The sequence below is a fragment of the Parasphingorhabdus marina DSM 22363 genome, from assembly GCF_900128895.1.
GTDB classification, from domain to species: domain Bacteria; phylum Pseudomonadota; class Alphaproteobacteria; order Sphingomonadales; family Sphingomonadaceae; genus Parasphingorhabdus; species Parasphingorhabdus marina.
Genome location: NZ_FSQW01000002.1, coordinates 886,228 through 906,679 on the forward strand (window position 1 = coordinate 886,228; position 20,452 = coordinate 906,679).

The 20,452-nt window shown below is 56.4% G+C and carries 20 protein-coding genes and 1 tRNA gene; 5 read left to right on the forward strand and 16 right to left on the reverse strand.

Going from position 1 to position 20,452, the window contains the following annotated elements; translation table 11 throughout:
• Positions 1-6: 6 nt before the first annotated feature.
• From BUQ90_RS13935 to gspJ, 5 genes are all read right to left on the reverse strand, one after another.
• Positions 7-2,280, reverse strand: a complete 2,274-nt coding sequence (locus tag BUQ90_RS13935; RefSeq protein WP_074205758.1) for a sensor domain-containing protein — start codon at positions 2,278-2,280, stop codon at positions 7-9.
• Between the two features lie 189 nt (positions 2,281-2,469).
• Complete coding sequence (locus tag BUQ90_RS13940) at positions 2,470-3,522, reverse strand: Glu/Leu/Phe/Val family dehydrogenase (protein WP_074205759.1); 1,053 nt, start codon at positions 3,520-3,522, stop codon at positions 2,470-2,472.
• A gap of 132 nt (positions 3,523-3,654) precedes the next feature.
• Positions 3,655-3,731 (reverse strand) — tRNA-His (locus tag BUQ90_RS13945).
• 101 nt (positions 3,732-3,832) lie between these two features.
• On the reverse strand, positions 3,833-4,822 hold the full coding sequence (gene gspK / locus BUQ90_RS13950) for a type II secretion system minor pseudopilin GspK (protein ID WP_074205760.1): 990 nt from the start codon (positions 4,820-4,822) through the stop codon (positions 3,833-3,835).
• A gap of 2 nt (positions 4,823-4,824) precedes the next feature.
• Entirely contained in the window at positions 4,825-5,439 is a 615-nt protein-coding gene (gspJ, locus tag BUQ90_RS13955; protein WP_074205761.1) for a type II secretion system minor pseudopilin GspJ, read from the reverse strand.
• Between the two features lie 103 nt (positions 5,440-5,542).
• Here gspJ and BUQ90_RS13960 point away from each other — a divergent pair, with 103 nt between their 5' ends.
• Genes BUQ90_RS13960 through BUQ90_RS13980 form a run of 5 tightly spaced genes read left to right on the forward strand, consistent with a single transcriptional unit; the run spans position 5,543 to position 9,785 of the window.
• Complete coding sequence (locus BUQ90_RS13960; protein WP_074205762.1) at positions 5,543-6,178, forward strand: prolyl hydroxylase family protein; 636 nt, start codon at positions 5,543-5,545, stop codon at positions 6,176-6,178.
• A 19-nt stretch (positions 6,179-6,197) separates the two neighbouring features.
• Positions 6,198-7,421 (forward strand): Nramp family divalent metal transporter, encoded by a 1,224-nt coding sequence (locus BUQ90_RS13965; RefSeq protein ID WP_074206438.1) that lies wholly within the window; start codon positions 6,198-6,200, stop codon positions 7,419-7,421.
• Positions 7,418-8,176 carry a LamB/YcsF family protein gene (locus BUQ90_RS13970; protein WP_074205763.1) on the forward strand — a complete coding sequence of 253 codons (759 nt, stop codon included), beginning with the start codon at positions 7,418-7,420 and terminating at the stop codon, positions 8,174-8,176. The genes BUQ90_RS13965 and BUQ90_RS13970 overlap by 4 nt, the downstream gene beginning before the upstream one ends.
• Positions 8,173-8,841, forward strand: coding sequence for a 5-oxoprolinase subunit B family protein (locus BUQ90_RS13975; RefSeq protein WP_074205764.1), 669 nt, complete (start codon positions 8,173-8,175; stop codon positions 8,839-8,841). Before BUQ90_RS13970 ends, BUQ90_RS13975 begins: the two co-directional genes overlap by 4 nt.
• Positions 8,841-9,785 carry a 5-oxoprolinase subunit C family protein gene (locus tag BUQ90_RS13980; protein WP_074205765.1) on the forward strand — a complete coding sequence of 315 codons (945 nt, stop codon included), beginning with the start codon at positions 8,841-8,843 and terminating at the stop codon, positions 9,783-9,785. The genes BUQ90_RS13975 and BUQ90_RS13980 overlap by 1 nt, the downstream gene beginning before the upstream one ends.
• Positions 9,786-9,812: 27 nt before the next feature.
• Here the strand turns inward: BUQ90_RS13980 and rpmE are convergent, their stop codons facing one another.
• From rpmE to tsf, 11 genes are all read right to left on the reverse strand, one after another.
• Positions 9,813-10,043: a 50S ribosomal protein L31 gene (gene rpmE / locus BUQ90_RS13985; protein WP_074206439.1), complete on the reverse strand. Its 231-nt coding sequence runs from the start codon at positions 10,041-10,043 to the stop codon at positions 9,813-9,815.
• A 109-nt stretch (positions 10,044-10,152) separates the two neighbouring features.
• Positions 10,153-10,611, reverse strand: a complete 459-nt coding sequence (fabZ, locus tag BUQ90_RS13990) for a 3-hydroxyacyl-ACP dehydratase FabZ (RefSeq protein ID WP_074205766.1) — start codon at positions 10,609-10,611, stop codon at positions 10,153-10,155.
• A 9-nt stretch (positions 10,612-10,620) separates the two neighbouring features.
• Positions 10,621-11,277, reverse strand: coding sequence for an OmpH/Skp family outer membrane protein (locus BUQ90_RS13995; RefSeq protein WP_074205767.1), 657 nt, complete (start codon positions 11,275-11,277; stop codon positions 10,621-10,623).
• On the reverse strand, positions 11,277-13,928 hold the full coding sequence (gene bamA, locus BUQ90_RS14000; RefSeq protein WP_074205768.1) for an outer membrane protein assembly factor BamA: 2,652 nt from the start codon (positions 13,926-13,928) through the stop codon (positions 11,277-11,279). The genes BUQ90_RS13995 and bamA overlap by 1 nt, the downstream gene beginning before the upstream one ends.
• A gap of 163 nt (positions 13,929-14,091) precedes the next feature.
• Positions 14,092-15,216, reverse strand: a complete 1,125-nt coding sequence (gene rseP / locus BUQ90_RS14005) for an RIP metalloprotease RseP (protein ID WP_143182873.1) — start codon at positions 15,214-15,216, stop codon at positions 14,092-14,094.
• Positions 15,213-16,382 carry a 1-deoxy-D-xylulose-5-phosphate reductoisomerase gene (locus BUQ90_RS14010; RefSeq protein ID WP_074205769.1) on the reverse strand — a complete coding sequence of 390 codons (1,170 nt, stop codon included), beginning with the start codon at positions 16,380-16,382 and terminating at the stop codon, positions 15,213-15,215. Before BUQ90_RS14010 ends, rseP begins: the two co-directional genes overlap by 4 nt.
• Entirely contained in the window at positions 16,379-17,182 is an 804-nt protein-coding gene (locus tag BUQ90_RS14015; protein WP_074205770.1) for a phosphatidate cytidylyltransferase, read from the reverse strand. Before BUQ90_RS14015 ends, BUQ90_RS14010 begins: the two co-directional genes overlap by 4 nt.
• 3 nt (positions 17,183-17,185) lie before the next feature.
• A complete protein-coding gene (locus BUQ90_RS14020) occupies positions 17,186-17,947 on the reverse strand; it encodes an isoprenyl transferase (protein WP_074206441.1) in 762 nt (253 codons plus the stop codon).
• A gap of 2 nt (positions 17,948-17,949) precedes the next feature.
• The gene (gene frr / locus BUQ90_RS14025) at positions 17,950-18,507 is read right to left on the reverse strand and encodes a ribosome recycling factor (RefSeq protein ID WP_074205771.1); all 558 of its coding nucleotides are present in this window, start codon (positions 18,505-18,507) and stop codon (positions 17,950-17,952) included.
• 30 nt (positions 18,508-18,537) lie between these two features.
• Positions 18,538-19,260 carry a UMP kinase gene (gene pyrH, locus BUQ90_RS14030; RefSeq protein ID WP_074205772.1) on the reverse strand — a complete coding sequence of 241 codons (723 nt, stop codon included), beginning with the start codon at positions 19,258-19,260 and terminating at the stop codon, positions 18,538-18,540.
• Between the two features lie 140 nt (positions 19,261-19,400).
• The gene (tsf, locus tag BUQ90_RS14035; RefSeq protein WP_074205773.1) at positions 19,401-20,324 is read right to left on the reverse strand and encodes a translation elongation factor Ts; all 924 of its coding nucleotides are present in this window, start codon (positions 20,322-20,324) and stop codon (positions 19,401-19,403) included.
• Between the last annotated feature and the right edge of the window lie 128 nt (positions 20,325-20,452).

Here is a 20,452-nt window from a genome sequence, read left to right on the forward strand (position 1 = left end):
AGGGCTTTAGGCGGCCCGGACTTTTGCAAGGTCGCCGCTCAATTCGGCGATCACATTGTAGATTTCGTCAGGAGCGACCGGTTTGCTCAGGAAAAAGCCCTGCACCTGATCGCAACCCTGACTTTTCAGGAATTCCAGCTGTTCGGCATTTTCCACACCTTCCGCCACCGTATCGAAATTGAGCGCCTTGCCCAAGCCAATAACCGCCGCAATAATTGAGCCGGTACCTTCCGAACTTCCCGCATCGCGGATGAAGCTCTGGTCGATCTTGATGTTGTTGAATGCGAAGGATCGCAAATAGCTGAGAGAGGAATAGCCTGTACCGAAGTCATCAAGGGCGATGCGCACACCCATGTTCTGCAGGTTTTTCAGCGTCTTGCGAGCTTCCTGAACGTTATCGATCAGCACCGTCTCCGTGATTTCCAGTTCCAGCCGACCGGGTTTGAGCTGATAGGCTGCGAGCGCCTGCAATATCTGGCTGCTAAACCCTTTTTCCTTCAACTGGATTGCTGAGATATTCACCGAAATCCTGATATCATCCGGCCATTTCGATGCCTGGCGACACGCTTCGAGAATGACCCATTTGCCAATCGGATTGATCAGGTCCGCCTGCTCCATCAGCGGGATGAACTCATCAGGAGCAATCTGGCCGAGCGTCGGATGTTCCCAGCGCAGCAATGCTTCAAACGCGATGATCTTCTGACCCGACAGGCTGATGATCGGTTGATAGCAGAGCCGGAGCTGATCATTTTTCAAGGCTGATTTCAGATCAAGGCGGAGCTGTCCGGATTTGTGATATTCTGCGCCCAGCTCTTCGTTATAAAAGCGACAGTCTTTTCGGCCACTGGCCTTGGCGACATAAAGTGCAATGTCCGCACTTTTAGCAAGAGACTCGGGGCACAAGGCACTGTCGGACGAAATAGCCGCACCAAAGCTGGCGCTCGCCCCGATCGTCTGGCCCTCAATCTGAAAATCATCATCGAAACAGGCTTCAAGCTGCCTCGCTGTCTGGGTGAAATCCGGGTCTTTCAGTCTTTGCTGCTTGATGATGGCAAATTCATCTCCGCCGATGCGGGAAACCAGGTTGATATCCGGGATCCCGGCAAGCCTTTCTGCAACCTGACGGAGAAGCTCATCCCCCGCCGGATGACCAAGGCTGTCATTGATCGTTTTGAAATTATCCAGATCGATTATGAACAGCGCTACCGGATCAACCGGACAGTTGTCCTGTCCCAGAAGTGATTCCAGCGTTTCATTATGCTTCTTGCGGTTGGCGATCCCCGTCAGTTCATCGATGCGCGCGATATTGCGCAGTTTCTCTCGCAGGGAAGACTGATCCGTTACATCCTGAATAACCCCGACCAGGGCAACAAGCTTGCCGTCTTCGAATTCCGGTTCGCCAAGATTGCGCACCCGTTTCGCAATACCTGTTTCCGTAACGAAATCTGTTTCGATGTCGAAGGAACTGCATTCCTCAATTGCGAGTTGCAGCGATCGGAACAGGGTTTTGGATGCTTCGCCGGGATAGTATTTCATGACATCTTCGAGACTCGGCATCTCGCCGATCGGCAATTGATGAATCCGAAAAATCTGGTCTGACCATTCCAGTTTCCAGTCATCGACTGTCAGCCGCCATGATCCGATATTGGCGATAAGTTCCGATTGGCGGAACTGACGGTTGGCAAAATCCAGCTGCAACTGCAGGATTTTCTGTTCCGAAATATCGATGTTTACACCCACAAAACCGGCGATTTCTCCGTCCTGGTTCCGGTAGGGGCTGCTCAGCACGGTGATCCAAACGACCTGACCCGATGGCTGCCGCATCCGGAAATCCATCTTGAACAAGCCTTCCTCCCGGACCGCCCGATCCCATTCCGTCCAGACCTGGTCGCGGTCATCGGGATGAATGGCATCTACCCAGCCCGGCCCCAGCGCCTGTTCCAGATTCAGACCGCTGACTTTCAGCCAGGACTGGTTGACGTAGATGCAATCGCCGCCGCTGTCGGTGAGAAAAATACCGGCGGGCGACATGTCTGCGAGCGTCTGGAATCTCTGATCTTCATCGGGATTGAAGAGTGCATTTGGCCCCAATATTCTGGTCAGGTCCTCCGCGGATATGGAATGGCGCTCGTGGCCTGCTTCATCAGCCAGGATATCCGTGTGCGGATCATCGCCGGACCGCCGCGACCGCACATGACTGATCACCCGCAAAAATATGCAAATGGATGCGGCCAGGGCAAATCCCAGAATTAGTGGCAAAAATGTTCCGAATTCACGCATCAGACAGTGTTACGCGTGGTCGGAGGAAATCAGGCAAACAGACATGATTCCCATAACGGATTTCGATCCGGAATGTTTACCGTGATCTTTACTGCGATCCAAAGTGCCGGGATGGATTTACAAGGGCGAACGGAATCGCATGTATAAAATGTTCGCCAATAGCGGCAAAATCAGCAGAAATTCAAAAGTTTACGCCCGACCGATCAAACGTTGTGCCATATTGTCCGCAACGATGGCGGAGGGCAGTTTTTGCGAAGCGCTCTGTTCCCATATTTCGGTCAAACGACCAGGGATCCGGTCCACACGGGCATTGACGTCGTCGACATCGCTGTCGCCCAGATATTCCAGACCTACGCTGATAATTCCGCCTGAATTGATCACGTAATCCGGCGCGAACAGGATCTGACGGTCAAAAAGCCGTTGCCCGTCTTCGGGCGTGGCCAGCTGGTTATTCGCTCCACCCGCGACGATTGGGACGTTCAGATGTGCAATCGAGACCTTGTCCAGTATCGCCCCCAGGGCATTGGGACTGAACACATCCGCTTCCAGCCGCATGATTTCATCAAGACCCACAACCTCTGCCCCGATTTCCCCGGCGAGCGAGAGGGCATGTTCACGATTGATATCAGCAATGCTGAGACGGGCGCCATCCTTTGCCAGCAACCGCGCCAGTCCACCGCCAACACTCCCCACACCCTGAATCGCAACATGGACGCCATCCATGTCGGTTTTTCCCAGCTTGTGGGCCACGGCCGCCTTGACCCCGAGATACACGCCTTTGGCGGTAAAGGGTCCAGGATCACCACCTGCATGGTCGCTGTTGCTCACGGGAAGACCGGAAACGTAGCGAGTTTGCTTTGAGACCTCGACCATGTCCGCGGTACTGATACCAACATCTTCCGCCGTCACATAGCGACCACCCACGGAATCGATCATCCGCCCGAAGGCCGCCATCATTTCCGGCGTCTTCGTCCGGTTGCGATCAGCGAGAATCACGGCTTTGCCGCCGCCCAGCGGCAGATCGGCCAGAGCATTTTTGAAGCTCATGCCACGCGACAGCCGGAGTGCATCCGTGACCGCTGTTTCGCGATTCTCATAGTGCCAGAACCGGGTGCCGCCAGCGCCGGGTCCGAGATGAGTCGAATGCAATGCGATAATGGCGCTCAGGCCAGTGTCATTGTCGTGAAAAAAATGGACCGCTTCATGTCCATCATAATCTGGCAAATCCCACATTACCGTCATTTCGGAATTCCTCGGCGCAAGTAGTAATTAAATTTGTTCAAGGAGTAATAATATTACAAACCGCGTTTGTCATCCCGGAAAACCGGGAGACCTGAATTAACTGTCAAACGAAGGAAAATACAGGGCCAATGCTGGGGCGATCGAGGGGTCTCGAACCCCCGACCTCCGGTACCACAAACCGGCGCTCTAACCAACTGAGCTACGATCGCCACAACTTTGCTGCAATCAGACATTCTGATGCGCGACGCTGCATAGGGACGGCAACGGGTCATCGTCAAGCCTTTCCCGCGCCATGACGGTGAATTCCCGCCTAAAGCGTATCCCCGCGGCGACGCTGAACAAGCCGGGCCGGTTGCAGCCCTGCATCAACCAGCGCCTGTTCTTCTATCAGCGCGCTTTGCATTTCGACGGTCAGGTCCAGCCGGAACCAGCGCGTTGCGACCTTCACCTGTCGCTGCACCTCGGAATCGGCGCCGAACCGGGCGGGAACGGGCCGGGACCAGAAATCACCGACACTGCTGAAGCCGGTTTCGGGACGACGGCCGAGAAACTGCCGAATCTCAACGCTGTTGACGGGATTCTCTGACAGTATCTCGAGCAGCAGAGACTGTTCGGGCTTCAAAGTGTTGACATTGACCGGGGACAGTTCGGCGATCGGCAATGCACAGATCCAGGGAGCCAGCCGCGCATAGATCGTCGTATCTACCCCCTTCACGGCCCGAAGCTCGCTGATGTCGACTATCAGACTATTGGCCGTGCGATAGGCGCGTTCCGATTGCAGATAATATTCATCCTCAGCGCCACCGGGCGCGGCGATCGTGTCACTGTCCAGCCAGTCGGCAACCGAAGCTGCGATGTCGATCGCATCTCCCTGCGGCACATCAAGCAGCCCCATAAGGCGGACAAACTGGTCCAGCCCCGCCTGTCGCGCCGTGAAAATGTTCTGCTCCTGACGCACCAGGCCATTGATGTTGAAACAATTGCCGCCGTCTGAGATGGACGCGGTGATGATCCCGCCCTCCACCGGCACCCGATTGGGACGACCGTTCCAGTCTCCCAGATTCGTGGTGCGTCCGGGAGATGCCGCCGTGATTTGCTGTGCGGTTTCCATTCCGAGATTTTCGGCCGCCACCATATAGGCCTGCGCTTGCGCCAGTTCCCGGGCGTTCGATGTCAGCTTGGCCGCTCCCGCAATGCGGTCAATACCGTGGGCCGCCAGAATCGCGAGCACGGCAACCAGCAGCAGCACGGTCAAAAGCGCCGCACCTTTTTCCGATTTTCCGAAAGGCTTTTCAGACATCTTCACAAATATCCCGTGCCAACCAGAAAAACATGACGATAGGTACGGCCATTCTGATCAAACTGCAGTTCCAGCGCGCGCGGCATATCGTTCAGCCGTCCCGGCTGCCAGTCGCTGAGCCATTGCCCGCGACGATCGCGAAACCGGATTTCGAGATTTTCAATACCGCTGACCAAACGGGCGGGGTCACTGGCAAGACCTCCATCAGTCATTTCAAACTGACGACGTTCCAGCTGACCTTCCGTCAACCGATAGGAAACTCGCTGCAGGCTCGAACGAGGCTCGTCATTCACATTGCCTTGCCCCCCTCGCGTAAAGGTCAGAAAATCCTCGTCCGAAATACGCGATTCCGCAATGAACGCCGCTTTCCGGTCACCGTCTTCATCCCGGTAAGTCCGCGCAATCGCCTGACTGAGGTCAGCCTCCATCAGCGACACAAGGCGTTGCATCCCAGCCATTTCGCGCAATCTGGCATCGGTGACTTCATTGCTGTCGACGGCGGAGCGCAGCAACAGGACACCGGCAACTGCCAGCATCGAAAATACCAGCAAAGCGATCATCATCTCGACCAGTGTGAAGCCATTGCGCGAATGATCGGAGAGACGGAATACTGTCATCGTGGCTCATGCTATAGCCCCTCCCGGCACATCCGCAAAGAGCAGTTGCGGTGCTCCATTTTTCTACTAGTCTGATGCCGACAGGGACGGATGGATTGTGGAGATGAGCAACACCACAAATGCGGATTATCTGGTGGCACTGGGCGGAGTCGAACGATTTCCGGCCGACGATATCGAGCTGTGTGTTGTGAAAGACTTTCTGCGCAGGTCGGAATGCGACGAGCTGATCCGGCGGATTGACGAAAAACGACGACCTTCGACAATTGCGGACGATAACGGGGACGACTATTTCCGGACCAGTGAAACCTGCGATCTGGATCACCAGGACCCTCTGGTTGCCGAGCTGGATGACAGGATTTGCAACTTCGCAGATATCCTGCCCATATTCGGAGAACCGCTTCAGGGACAACGCTATGCCGAGGGGCAGGAGTTCAAAGCGCATACAGATTATTTTGATCCCGGCGGGGAAGATTTCGAAAAGTTCTGCTCGCTTTCCGGGCAGCGGACCTGGACCTTCATGATTTATCTGAATGCACCGGCCGGTGGTGGTACCACCTGGTTTGTGGAACTGGATCATCAGTTTGTTCCCGAGGCCGGGACCTTGCTTTGCTGGAACAATCTCAAACCTGACGGGTCGGTCAATGACCGAACACTGCATCATGGCATGGCGGTGACAAGCGGGACCAAATATGTGATCACGAAATGGTTCCGGGAGAAACCCTGGCCATGGAACAGTTGATGCGAGGCTGGTTATGCCCATGAAACTATCCGCCTATCGGCCCGGCCCCGGCATGATGGTCTCTGCGGCGTTCATCGGTCCGGGAACCGTCACCGCCTGCACCCTCGCCGGTGCCAATTTTGGTTTTGCGCTGATCTGGGCTCTCGTATTTGCCACGATAACCACAATCATTCTGCAGAGCTTCGCCGTGCGGATCGCACTGGTTTCGCGCATGGGTCTGGCGGAAGCCATGATGGCCAGCATTTCCTCTACCATCGTAAAAGTCCTCGCGGCGCTTTTGCTGATCGCCGCCTTGCTGCTCGGCAATGCCGCCTATGAGGCCGGCAATATTTCGGGCGCGGTTCTGGGTGTCGAGGCACTCGCGGGAACCGACATTGCCTCATTCCGGCCGCTGGTGATCATCGGGATTGCGTTGCTGGCAACCGGACTGCTTCTGCTGTCACGACCGCGATGGGTTGAGCGGGTGCTGATCGCGCTGGTCCTGCTGATGAGCGGTGCCTTTCTCTCGGCTTTTCTTTTGACCCGCCCGGATTTCGCCGCAATATTCTCCGGTTTTGTGCCCCGGATCCCCGAAGCGGGTCTCCTCACCGCCATTGCCCTGATCGGGACGACCATTGTTCCCTATAACCTGTTCCTGCACGCCGCGAGTGCGCGCCGGCGATGGGACAGCGTGGACGGGTTACCTGAAGCACAGACGGACAATATTGTCTCGATCGGTATCGGTGGTCTGATTTCAATCACGATCCTGGCCACGGCGGCGGCCAGCCTGTTCGGGACAGGAAGCGAGATCGCCAATGCCGCAGACATGGCTCGTCAGCTGGATCCGGTTTTCGGAAGCATAGCCACCCTGATGCTGGGTCTCGGCCTTTTTGCAGCTGGTCTGACATCCGCCATAACGGCACCTCTCGCGACCGGATATATCATGCAGGAAATCTTTGGAAGGTCAGCGACTTCCGGATCAAGGCTGCCCTATATTCTGGGAATCGCGATTGTTCTTTTGTCTGGTACAATTGGCGCTTTGCTGAACTACCGCCCGGTCGAGATCATCTTCGTGGCCCAGATTGCCAATGGGTTGCTGCTACCCATAATTGCTGGATTTCTTCTGTATCTGGCGAATAACCAAGATATTTTGCAGGACCATGTCAATGACCGGAAAGCCAATTTCGCGGGTATCCTGATTCTTCTGATTACCGGCTTGCTCGGCGTGCGTCTGATCACCCGCGCCCTGGGGATCTGGCCATGAGCGACTCCATTGATCTCAATGCCGACCTCGGTGAGGATGAGTCCGCTGACGGTATCGCGCGCGATGTCGCCATGATGGAGATCGTGTCCAGCTGCAATATCGCCTGCGGGGGACATGCCGGGTCTCCGGAACTCGCGGCCCGGATGCTGGTCGCCGCATTGCAGCACAAGGTCGCCCCCGGCGCACATCCCTCCTATCCGGATCGCGAGAATTTTGGCCGCGTCAGCATGGCAATTGCGCCTGACGAACTGGCCGCGTCACTGCACGCACAAGTGCGACTTGTGCTGGATGTAGCAGACCGGACCGGCGCGAAAATCACGCATATCAAGCCGCACGGCGCGCTCTATAATGACGCGCAGGACAGCGAGATTTTGTCGCGAATTCTGGTGGACCTGGCAAAGACGCATCAGCTCCCGCTCGTCGGCATGGTCCCCTCTGGACTCCGTGATCACGCCCGTGATCAGAATATCGGATTTATCGCCGAAGCCTTTGTCGACCGCCGCTATGACAAGAACGTCAGGCTCGTACCTCGCAGCCAGCCGGATGCTGTCATAGCCGATCAACAGGAACGGCTTGACCAAGGTCTGGCGCTCGCCAAAGGCCGCCCCATCAAAATTTCCGGCGGCGAGGAATTACAAATTTCGGCCGATACACTCTGTCTCCATTCCGACAGCAACGGCGCTTTGAAAACCGCACAGTTAATGCGTGCGGAGCTGGAACGTCACGGGATCGGGGTCGGGGTACCCAAATCATGACGGATGTCACAGCGGACCTTCACGTTTGCGATGACTGGATCTCCTGCAAAATAAAGGACTTGCCGCATATCCATGCGCTGGTGCCTTTCTTGCTGAAAGCCGGGACCTGGTTAGAAGTGGTGCCGGGACTGGACAGCATCACTGTGCAGTTTGACTCGGCCCGGATCTCGGTCAAAGAAGCTGCCTCCGTCTTGCGCGAACAGATTTCAACCGGTCAGGAAACCGCGATATCTGCGCCTCCAGCGATTGAGTTACCAATCTGCTATGATCCGGAATTTGCCCCAGATATCCATGGGGTTGTGAGTCAGACCGGACATAGCGTGGAGAGCTTTGTCGCATGGCATCAGGGCCTGGACTTTTCGGTCAGCATGCTGGGCTTCCTGCCCGGATTCGCCTATCTTCGCAGCACACAGGACATGGGCGATGTTCAACGGCTGGAACAACCACGCCAGCATGTCGCAGCCGGTTCGGTGGGCATGATCGGCAATCAGAATTGTCTCTATTCCTTCTCCAGCCCGGGCGGATGGCCGATCATCGGGCGTACGCCGGCCCTGCTCTTCGATCCCGGAAAAACTCCGCCAAATCTGCTTCAGCCCGATCAACCTGTCCGGTTCCGGCAGATCGGGAGGGAGCAATATGACGACCTGGTCGCAGGATTACCGTGATGACCATCCGTATTGAAAAGCCCGGTCTGCAAACCACGGTGCAGGCCGCACCTTTTTTCGGTCATCGGCACGTCGGAATGCCCGCAGCCGGTGCAGCGGACTGCCTGTCCTCATGCCTGGCAAACCGTCTGGTCGGCAAAATCCCGACCGCGGCAACGCTGGAGGTCACGCTCGACGCGATGGAGTTCACTGTCCGAGAGACCTGTACCATCGCCGTCACTGGCGCTGCCGAATATGTCAAGGTGAATGACGAAGCGGCAACCCTGCACAAAAGTTTTCGGCTGACAGCCGGCAACAAGGTTCGAATAGGCCCGGCCCGAACGGGATGCCGCAGCTATGTAGCATTTGCCGGGGATCCCTCATGGAACCCCGTCCTGGGGAGTTGGTCCACGTGTCTTCAGGCAGGTCTCGGCGGATATCAGGGACGTGGCCTGCGGGCCGGTGACATATTGGAATTTTCCGCGAACAACTTCCCGTCGGATGCCCTCGAGACTCCGGTCCAGTTTATACCCAATCTGTCGGGCCATCATCTGCTTCGTGTGACCGCTGGCCCGGAATTCACCAAACTCGAGGAGGATTCCCGGCACCGTCTCTTTTCGAACAAATGGCAATCGGGGCAACGCTCCAGTCGCATGGGCACGATGCTGGCGGGCACTCCGCTTGATTTGCAAGATCACAACACCATGCCCAGCGCAGCGGTGTTTCCGGGAACGATCCAGTGTCCGCCTGATGGCGCCCCGTTTCTGCTGGGGCCGGATGCGCAGACAACCGGAGGATATCCGCGAGTTGCCCAGGTCATCCGGGCGGACCGGCATCTGATCGGACAATTGCGTCCGGGCGATCGGGTCCAGCTGGTGTTGACCAGCCCGGAAAAGGCACAGGAAATCTACCGGCAGAAGCTCAAGCTTCTGCAACCGTGGCTGGGGGATATCAGCTTGTGGTGAAAACAGATGTTATCACCACCGCCGAGATCAGCTTTTCTTGAGAGACAATCCGCCGAAACGCTTGTTGAAGCGAGCAACCTGACCACCGGCGTCGAGCAGACGCTGGTTGCCGCCGGTCCATGCCGGGTGCGACGTCGGATCAATGTCGAGCTGCAGCGTATCGCCTTCCTTGCCCCATGTGGAGCGGGTTTCGAAGACCGTGCCGTCCGTCATCTGGACCTTGATCATGTGATAATCAGGATGTGTATCTTTTTTCATTTTCTGCTCCATGACGGGCTGGTTTCCGACCAGACCCCAAGCGAATAAATTTGTGCGAAGCGGCGCATTAGCCCCCGTCGCTGCAAAGTGCAAGATTCTTTTGCGCCGGTCAGGCGGCAGGTGGATCCGCGATCATGGCGGTAAAACTGGCCTCTGCAGCCAGTTTGTCACCAATCATGGCCTGACCCGCAAATTTGCACACCCGCGGGCGTTTCTGGACAAACTCCACATTGAGTGACAGCAGGCAGCCCGGTTCGACAGGCTGCCGGAATTTGGCACCGTCAATAGCCATGAAATAGACCAGTTTTCCGGAGCCAACCAGATCGAAGCTTTCCATCGCGAGAACGCCGGCCGCCTGGGCCAGCGCTTCGACAATCATCACGCCGGGCATGATCGGGCGGCCAGGGAAATGCCCCTGAAAAAAGCCCTCGTTCATGGTGACAGCCTTGATCGCCCGGATCGACTCGTCCTTGACCAGTTCTTCCACCCGGTCGACGAGCAGCATCGGATAGCGATGGGGGAGAACCCCCATCACCCGGGTCACGTCATAATCGAGAGCTTCCGTCATCGAGACCGATTACCGGCCGGTCGGCTGGTTGGTCGCTGCGGGTTGCTGCTGGGCCTGCTGATTCTGCTGACCCGGCTGCCATCCCGCAGGCGGTGTAATCGAGGCTGATGGAACCAGCTTGTTCAGTTCCGCCACGATATCGTCTGTGATATCCACATAGGGCTCACGGGCAACCACGGCCTGCGGAGACAGAACCAGATCCACGTTCTTTGCCTTCATCGCGGCCTGAATGGCGGCCGTCAGCTGCTTGCCGACCTGTTCTTCGACATAGGCGGTTGCGAGGGTGACGCGCTGTTGCAGCCGGGCCAGTTCCTGCTGACCGGAATTGCGCTTGGCCTGCAAAGCCTGTGCCTGCGGCTGAACCGATTGCGGGGTAGCGCCAGGTTGCTGCACCGCCGCGTTATAGGCATCAACAAGCGGTTTGATTTCGGCCTGCAGTGCCGTTGCACGGGCATTGGTCGCATCGATGTCCGACTTGTAGGTGGTTTTCATCTGGTTGACCGCCGTCTGATAGGCGTTCGACTTCACGATGGCGGATTCAAAATTGGCCATGCCGATACTTGTGCGTGACTGTGCAGCAGCGGGAGCGGTTACGATAGCTGGTACCGACACCGCCGCAATGGCAAGTGCTGCGGATTTCAGCAGTGTTTTGGAAAGTTTTTTCATCAGAATTGAGTTCCTACGTTAAATGTAAACAGTTTAGTATCGTCGCCTGGCTCTTTCAACAGAGCGCGGGCGATATCGATCCGGAACGGACCAAATGGAGAATTCCAGTTCACGCCAAAGCCCACGGAAACACGCGGGCTGGGGCTGTCGCCGAAAAATTGCTCGGTGAAGCTGACCAGCGGGTTTGTGTTCAGCGCTGGCTCATTGGCTATGCCCATGGCGTCCGTGGCATCAACCGTCGTTACTATCGCGCCAGTATTGTCAACGGTCAGGAACAACGGATCACCATCGTCGTTGACCAGCTGTACCTGGCTCGTAACCAGCGACGGGCGGGTGACATTGAAAACAGCACCGGCATCCACAAAAATTGAGGGCCGAAGTCCGAGCTCCCGGGCTCCGCTGCCCAGCGGAATTTCCAGTTCTGCGCGTGCCAGATAATAGGTTCGTCCGCCAATTGCATCGTCGTTGACGTTGTTACGATTGGTGTTGAAATCGACAACCGAGTTGACGGCCCGACCATCGACGATTTCCGGAACAAATCCGGATCGAATTACCCGTGGCCCCACCCCCCGAATATCAAAGCCGCGAATTTGCGGTTCACCGAGGAAAAACCGGTCGGTCAGGCGCACATCGTCTATGCCATCTGCCGCGCTGCCGCGGTTTTCCAGCGGATAAATATAACCGCCTTCGGCGCTGATGTTGAAAATGAAGTCTCCAAAGACGCGCCAGTGTTTCGAAGCATTTAACCGGCCACGAAGATATTTGACACTGCCGCCCAGACCCGCAAAATCGAGACTGCCAACAACCTGCTGACCGCGAGTGGGACGTAGCCGGTTATCCCGGTCATCATAGATAAGTGATGCCCCGATGGATGATGTCGTGCGTTCGCCAATGGCATCACACAGGAAGCGTCCGGAACGCAGCGGATCGCAGGTGTCATCCGGGCTGTTACCCAGGATCCCGTCATTATTGTTGTCGGTAAAGAAGGAGTTCCGGTCCAGCGTCACGTCGTCAAAACTGAGACCATAACGCAAGGTGGCCGACATGAATTCCGTGATCGGAACACCTGCACGAATCTGGAAACCGGTGGTCAGCTGCTCAAAGGTGGTCCGACGATCGCCGGTACTGCCAAAGCCAAAACTGTTCAGATCGCGGCGGAATACATCGACACCGACTGCCACATTTCGATCGAACAGGTAGGGTTCGGTGAAACCAAGCTCAATCGCCTGGGAGAAACTGGAATAGCTGACGCTGGCACGCAATTCCTGACCTTTTCCGCGGAAATTGCGCTGCCGAACCGAAGACTGGAGAATGAAATTCTCGACGCTGGAGAAACCGGCTGACAGTTGCAATTCACCGGTCGCTCTCTCTTCGACATTCGCCTCCAGAATGATTCGGTCAGGTGCACTGCCCTGCTTTTGCTCGATTTCCAGTTCGTCCTGGAAGAAGCCCAGAGACTTGATCCGGTTCGCGGAGCGCTTGACCTGGAAACTGTTAAAGGCGTCCCCCTCGTTCAGACGAAATTCGCGCCGGACGACCTTGTCCACGGTCAGCGTGTTGCCGTTAATGTCAATCCGTTCGACATAAACACGCGGTGTCTCTGCAACGCGGAAGACGATTGACATGGTCAGGTCTTCCTTGTTCCTGTCAAACTGCGGCCGGACATCGGCAAAGGCATAGCCGAAAAGACCCGCGGTCTCGGACAGCTGCTCCACCGTATCCTCGACCAGCTTGGCGTCATAAGCATCGCCCGTTTCCATCGGGAGCAACGGAGTCAGACGCTCGGCCGTAAAATCCCGGATATCGCTCTCGACCGACACGTCACCAAATTTATACTGCTCGCCTTCTTCCACAACATAGGTGATGATGAAGTCACGCTTGTCAGGCGTCAGCTCGGCTACCGCCGAAATGACGCGAAAATCGGCATAGCCTTCAGTCAGATAAAATTGCCGCAGCTTTTGCTGGTCAAAGGCCAGCCGGTCGGGGTCATAAGTATCGCTGGAACTGAAGAACCGGTAGAAACGGGACTGTTTGGTTGCCATTTCACCGCGCAACTTGCCATCGGAAAACACTTCGTTGCCGATAATGTTGATCTGTTGAACCTTGGACTTCGGACCTTCGTTGATCTCGAACACAATATCGACGCGATTCTGGTCCAGCTGGACCATCTTGGGTTCGACATTCGCCGCGAACCGGCCCTTGCGCTTGTAAAGTTCAATGATCCGGGCCACATCGGCACGCACCTTGGATCGGGTAAAAATCTGCCGCGGAGCCAGCCGGATTTCGGGGTAGATCTTGTCTTCCTTGATCCGCTTGTTGCCTTCCAGCAGGATCCGGTTGATCACCGGATTCTCGATGACCTCGATGACGACCGCACCGCCATTGTTGCGAATGCTGACATCCTTGAACAATTCGGTTTCAAAAAGGTCCTTGAGAGCCTGGTCAGCACTTTCCTGGGTATATTCCTGACCAACCCGCAGCTTCATGTAAGACAAGACGGTGCTGGGTTCGAGGCGCTGTGAGCCATTCACGACAATCGAACGGATCGTATTATCCACCGGAGTCGCTTCCGGTGGGGTGGCTTCCGCCGGCGGAGCGGCCTGCTGCGCAGATGCGGAAACCGCAATGCCCGTCAAAATCGTACCGCACATCAGGAGGGGCAAGAGCCGTTTCTTATGCTTCACAGACTAACTCGCTTTCACGCCTAAAAACCAAAATTACCGTCAATGCCGAAAATCGCATTAACTTTGCGAACCCCCTGCCCCAACCAGGCCCATCAATCAATGGCCAATCACCACTCTGCATACGCACAAGCTAGCCGCCGAATGCCCGGAACAGGCCAAAGGATGACAAGTCATTGAATGTCACCACCAGCATGAACACCATGACCAGCGCAAAACCGGACCGGAATGCCCATTCCTGAACCTTTGGATTGGCAGGTTTCCTCCTCACTGCTTCAATCGCGTAGAGCATCAAATGCCCTCCATCGAGCATGGGGATTGGCAGCAGGTTGATGAACCCCAAGTTAATTGAGATCAGGGCAACAAAGCCAATAAATGCTTCCAAACCAAGTTTGAATTGCTCGCCCGAGATTTGAGCAATTTTGAGCGGTCCTCCAAGCTCCTTGATTGAACGCTTCCCGGTTATAACCTGCCCCAGAGTGGTCCAGATGGCTTTGACGATGCGAATTGTGCGCTCTGTGGCAACCAGCGGCGCTTCCAGCAAACCCACTTCTCGCCATTCCACCTTACCGGCGGACATGCCCAGCAGGCCGAGCCGATACTCATTTCCAAAGCGGTCCACCTGTACATCGACGCCGACAATTGCAGTTTTTTCGATCAACTGGCCTTCACGCTCATAAACAAATGTGGCTTGCTGATCAGGAATCAGAACAATTTTCTGTTTCAGATCATCAAACATTTCAATGCTGTCGCCATTGACCGATACGATCCGGTCTCCTGGCTCCAGGCCGATTTCTGCTGCAGTCGAGTTTTCGGATATGGTACCGGCAACCGGCAGCGTTTCGCTCGTTCCGTAGGCCAAAGCAAATCCAGCCAGAATCAGAATTGCAAACAGGAAATTGATCGCCGGACCGGCGAACACAATGGACGCGCGTTTCCAGAGAGATTTGGACTGAAACGTCTGGTTGCGCTCTTCCGCCGGGAGCGACAGCCATTCCTTGCTGGGTGTGCTGGCAGGATCCATGTCTCCGGCAAACTGCACATAGCCGCCCAACGGAAGCATGCAGATTTTCCAGCGCGTGCCACGCTTGTCGGTCCAGCCGGTCAGCTCCTTGCCGAAGCCGATCGCAAAAGTCTCGGCCTTCACGCCACACCAGCGGCCGACGAGATAGTGCCCCATTTCATGGACGAAAACGAGCACGCCTATCGTGATGAGAAAGGCAAAAATCGTCAGCAGGAAGCCGGGATTGTCAGTCAAACTTTCATTTCCTCAACTACTGTCTCTGCCCGACAGCGCGATTCTTCATCTGCTGCAAAGATATCCGCAAGACTGATGGGTTGCGGCGGGCTATAACTACTTAGCACCCGCGATACAATCTCCGTTATGTCCAGAAACTGAATGGCCCCGTCCAGAAACGCTGCCACAGCCACTTCATTGGCCGCATTCAGGATGGCCGGCTTGACGCCACCGGCTTCAATCGCCGATCGCGCGAGACCCAAAGCGGGAAAGCGGTCGTGATCGGGTGCTTCGAAATCCAGCTGGCCAATTTCTGCGAGATTCAGCGGCCGTGAGTCCGTTTCCATCCGTTCCGGCCAGGCAAGCGCGCTGGCAATCGGAATACGCATGTCCGGAGACCCGAGCTGGGCCAGTGTCGAGCGGTCCTGATATTCAACCATGGAATGGATGACCGACTGCGGGTGGACCAGAATGTCGATGTTATCGAGCCCGACCGGAAACAGATGAAAGGCCTCGATCAGTTCGAGTCCCTTGTTCATCAGCGTGGCGCTGTCGACCGAGATTTTGGCCCCCATGTCCCAATTGGGATGCGCAACCGCTTGTTCAGGTGTGACCGGTGCCATCTGATCGCGCGTCCATGTCCGGAATGGCCCGCCACTTGCCGTCAGGGTGATTTTGCGGACCTGGTTGATTTTCCCGCCCTGCAGGCACTGGAAAATGGCGTTATGCTCGGAATCCACCGGAAGCAACACCGCGTCGCTCGAACGGGCTTCCGCCATCATCAGGTCACCGGCCGACACCAGTGCTTCCTTGTTCGCAAGCGCAACAGTCTTGCCACATTTGAGCGCCGCAAGCGTGGGCGGCAGGCCGGCACATCCGACGATCGCAGCCATGGTCCAGTCTGCTCCGAGTGCCGCAGCCTCCACCAGCTTTTCCGGGCCGCATGCCGCTTCGGTTGATGTCCCGGCGAGCAAATCCTTCAATTCTTCATACCGGTCCGGATCGGTGATCACGGCCAGCTCGGCGGAAAATTCCTTCGCCAGATTTGCCAGAGCCCGGGCATTGCCATTCGCCGTCAAAGCGAGGACGCGGTATTTGTCGGGGTTGAGGCGGACAAGATCCAGTGTCGATGTGCCGACCGATCCGGTCGCACCGAAAATCGATATGGTTCGCGTTGATCCGGTCATGTCTGGCTGCCCAGCAACATGATGGCCGCGACGACCGGTGCCACCGGGATCAGGCCATCCAGCCGATCCATAACGCCGCCATGACCGGGGAATATGATCCCGCTGTCTTTGGCTCCGGCGCTTCGCTTCAGCCAGCTTTCAAACAGGTCACCCATTTGCGCGAGAACGGCCAGCGGCATGCTGAGCAGGACCAGCCGGAAAGGCAATTGCCACCAGACATGCAGGGCGAAGCTGAACAGAAGAGCCACAAGCATGCCGCCGATCAGACCCGCCCAGGTCTTGTTGGGGCTGAACCGAGGTGCCAGCTTCGGACCGCCAATTGCACGGCCGGCAAAATAGGCGCCGATATCCGTGGCCCAGACAATCGCCAGGGTCCAGAATACCAGTAACAGCCCGTCGTCGATGCCGCGAAGGTAAAGAACAGCCAGGGCGGGCAGACCAGCGTAGATGACCCCTGCCGCAAGCTTCAGGGACCGGTCAAAAACCGCCGTGAACATCGCAGCGCCAAAAATCATGCCCAGTGCCAGAAAGGATGGCCCGGCGGCAAAGGGAGACATCATCGTCAGCGGGACGAACAGCGTGTATTGGGCGAGCTTCTTGCTGCTGCTGCGGTCTGTCAAATCTGCCCATTCGGACACAATGCCGAGCGACATCAGGGTCACGAGCAGCCAGAGCGCATGCCGGCCAATGTAATGATCCCCCACCAGCAGGGTAAAGACGGTGACCGCAACCAGCGCGACACCGACAATGATGCGGGTTCGCAATTCATTCTGCACGGCCGGCTGCGCGGGTTCGGTCATATGTTACCGGCCACCAAAACGGCGCTGCCGATCACCGAAGGATTTCAAGGCTCTCTGCAACTCTCTTTTGTCGAAATCGGGCCACAGCACATCCGTGAAATAGAGTTCGGAATAAGCGGCCTGCCATAGCAGAAAATTGGACAAACGAATTTCGCCGGATGTCCGGATCAGCAAGTCCAGCGGCGGAAGATCGGCAGTATCCAGGGCTTCGTTCAGATGTTCCGGCGCTATCTGCTCGGGAGTCAGTTCGCCGCGCTTTACCGCCTGTGCCACATTTTGCATGGCCCGGACGATCTCGTCCTGCGCGCCATAGTTCAGCGCAATCGCCAAAACCATCCGGTCATTACCGGCTGTTCGATCCAGCGCATCTTCAATCAGTTTGACAATATCCGGCTCGAGCGCCTTGTAATTGCCGATAACTTTCAGCTTGATTCCGTTCTCGACAAACTCTTCAATGTCCGACTGGATATATTGCCGCAGCAAGCCCATCAGGTCCGAGATTTCGTCTTCCGGGCGGCTCCAGTTTTCCGACGAGAACGCATAGAGCGTCAGGACGTTGATCCCCATCTCTCCGGCAGCGCGCACGATGTTCCGGACAGCTTCCACGCCCTTTTTGTGGCCCAGTGCACGCGGCAGATGCTTCTTCTTTGCCCAGCGGCCATTGCCGTCCATGATGATCGCAACATGCTGCGCCCCATGGGTGGGGTCAGCCACGGTCGTGGCGGTCGCGGGAGAATCGTGTGATTCCTTCCGGGCAGGACGCAGGTTCACTGGGAGAGAATTTCTTTCTCTTTGGCATCGGCCAGCGAATCCGCTTCCGCGATCTTGTCATCGGTCAGCTTTTGGACTTCGGTTTCCAGCCGCTTCTTGTCGTCTTCGCTGATTTCCTTTTTGTTTTCGTCAGCCTTGATATCATCCATTCCATCCCGGCGGACATTCCGGATGGCAATCCTTGCCTTCTCGGCAAATTGCCCGGTCAGTTTCGCCAGTTCCTTGCGCCGTTCCTCGGTCAGATCGGGTATCGGCAAGCGGATATTGGGACCGTCGACCATGGGATTGAGTCCCAGCCCCGCTGAGCGGACGGCCTTTTCCACCGGCTGGATATTGCTTTTGTCCCAGACCTGGATCGACAGCATCCGGGGTTCGGGAACCGAAACAGTCGCCACCTGATTCAGCGGCATTTTGGATCCGTAGACCTCGACCGTCACACTGTCGAGCAACGCGGTGTTTGCCCGCCCCGTCCGCAGGCCGCTCAAATCATGCCTGAGCGCATCGAGGGACGCGTTCATGCGCTTGTTCAAATCGTCCTTGTCATATTTCGCCATTTTCTGTTCCTCCAGGCCCTGTCGGGCAAGTTATCCGTTGCTTCCGACGATGGTCGCAGTGCCTTCGCCGCCGAGAATCTTGGCCAGATTGCCCTGCTCCCGGATCGAAAATACCACGATCGGAATATTGTTGTCCCGGCAAAGCGCCACCGCACTCGCATCCATGACCCTGAGATTGTCGCTCAGGACCCTGTCATAGCTCACATTGTCAAAGCGCCTGGCATCCGGATTGGTCTTGGGGTCGCTGTCATAGACGCCATCAACGCTGGTACCCTTGAGCAGCGCATCACATTTCATTTCCGCGGCCCGCAGGGCTGCGCCGCTGTCCGTGGTAAAATAGGGACTGCCAACACCCGCCGCAAAAATCACGACCCGCCCTTTTTCAAGGTGCCGCAATGCCCGTCGCCTTATTACTGGCTCGCAAACCTGATCCATTTCGATGGCCGACTGGACCCGGGTATGCACACCAAGCTGTTCCAGCGCATTTTGCATGGCCAGCGCGTTCATGACGGTTGCCAGCATGCCCATATAATCGGCCTGCGCCCGGTCCATGCCACCGGCAGCACCAGCAACGCCGCGAAAAATATTGCCGCCGCCAATAACGAGGCACAGTTCAAATCCGGCTTCCTTCGCTGCCTGCACTTCCTTGGCCACTCGTGCGACTGTGTCGGTATCGATGCCAAACTCGCCGCTTCCCATCAGAGCCTCGCCTGAAAGCTTCAGCAAAATGCGCTTGAACGCAGGTCTGTTCATGTAATTTCCATCCCAATGACATGATCATGTCAGGCCCATTTATGACGCCAGATATGACAATGGCGCAGACCATAGATAGTCCGCGCCATTGCGCCAAGTGTTAATGCACCAATCCGCAGATTGGCTGTAATTTCGCCGGATCAGCTGCCCAAAGTGGCCGCGACTTCCGCTGCGAAATCTTCTTCTTTCTTCTCGATGCCTTCGCCGAGCTGAAAGCGAACATATTCGGTCAGCTTGATTTCCGCACCTGCATCCTTGCCAGCCTGCTCGACAACCTGTGCGATTGGCGTTTTGTTGTCCATCACGAAAATCTGGCTCAGAAGCGCGTTTTCCTTGGCAAATTTTGCCATCGCGCCGTCGACCATTTTCTCGACGATATTGTCAGGCTTGCCGGATTCGGCGGCCTTTTCCTTGGCAATGGCGCGTTCGCGTTCCATCATGTCCTTGTCGAGGCCTTCGGCATTGAGGGCCTGCGGGAAGGCGGCTGCAATGTGCATGGCTATCTGCTTGCCCAACGGCTCGAGCACGTCGGCACCGGCGGTGCTTTCCAGCGCCACGAGGACGCCGATCTTGCCCATGGTCGGAGTGACGGCATTGTGCACATAAGGTACAACCAGACCGCTGCTGACCGCGACGGTTTTCATCCGGCGAATCGTCTGATTTTCACCAATGGTCGCGATATTGTTGGTCAGCGCATCCTGCACTGTTCCGCCAGCGGGATGATCTGCAGCCGACAGTGTATCGACATCATCGCTTCCCAGGTTCAGCGCCACACCGGTCACGGTGGTGACAAAGTCCTGGAACTGGTCATTCTTGGCTACAAAGTCGGTTTCGCTGTTCACTTCAACAGCAACACCTTTTGTGCCTTCAACAGCCACGCCGACCAGGCCTTCTGCAGCCGTCCGGCTGGACTTTTTCTGGGCAGCAGCAAGGCCTTTGGTTCTGAGCAGGTCAACTGCGGCTTCGACGTCGCCATTGGTTTCGTTCAGTGCTTTTTTGCAATCCATCATGCCGGCGCCGGTGCGCTCACGCAGTTCCTTCACTGCAGCTGCTGTAATAGCCATTTTTCGTTCCTCAAATGTCTTGGGTGGGGAATGTACAATTGGGGCGACGCTGCGGCCGCCCCATTACTAATTTTTATGCCGCCAATATATGGCCGCAGAAAGACGCTTCAAGCTCAGGCCTTTTCGTC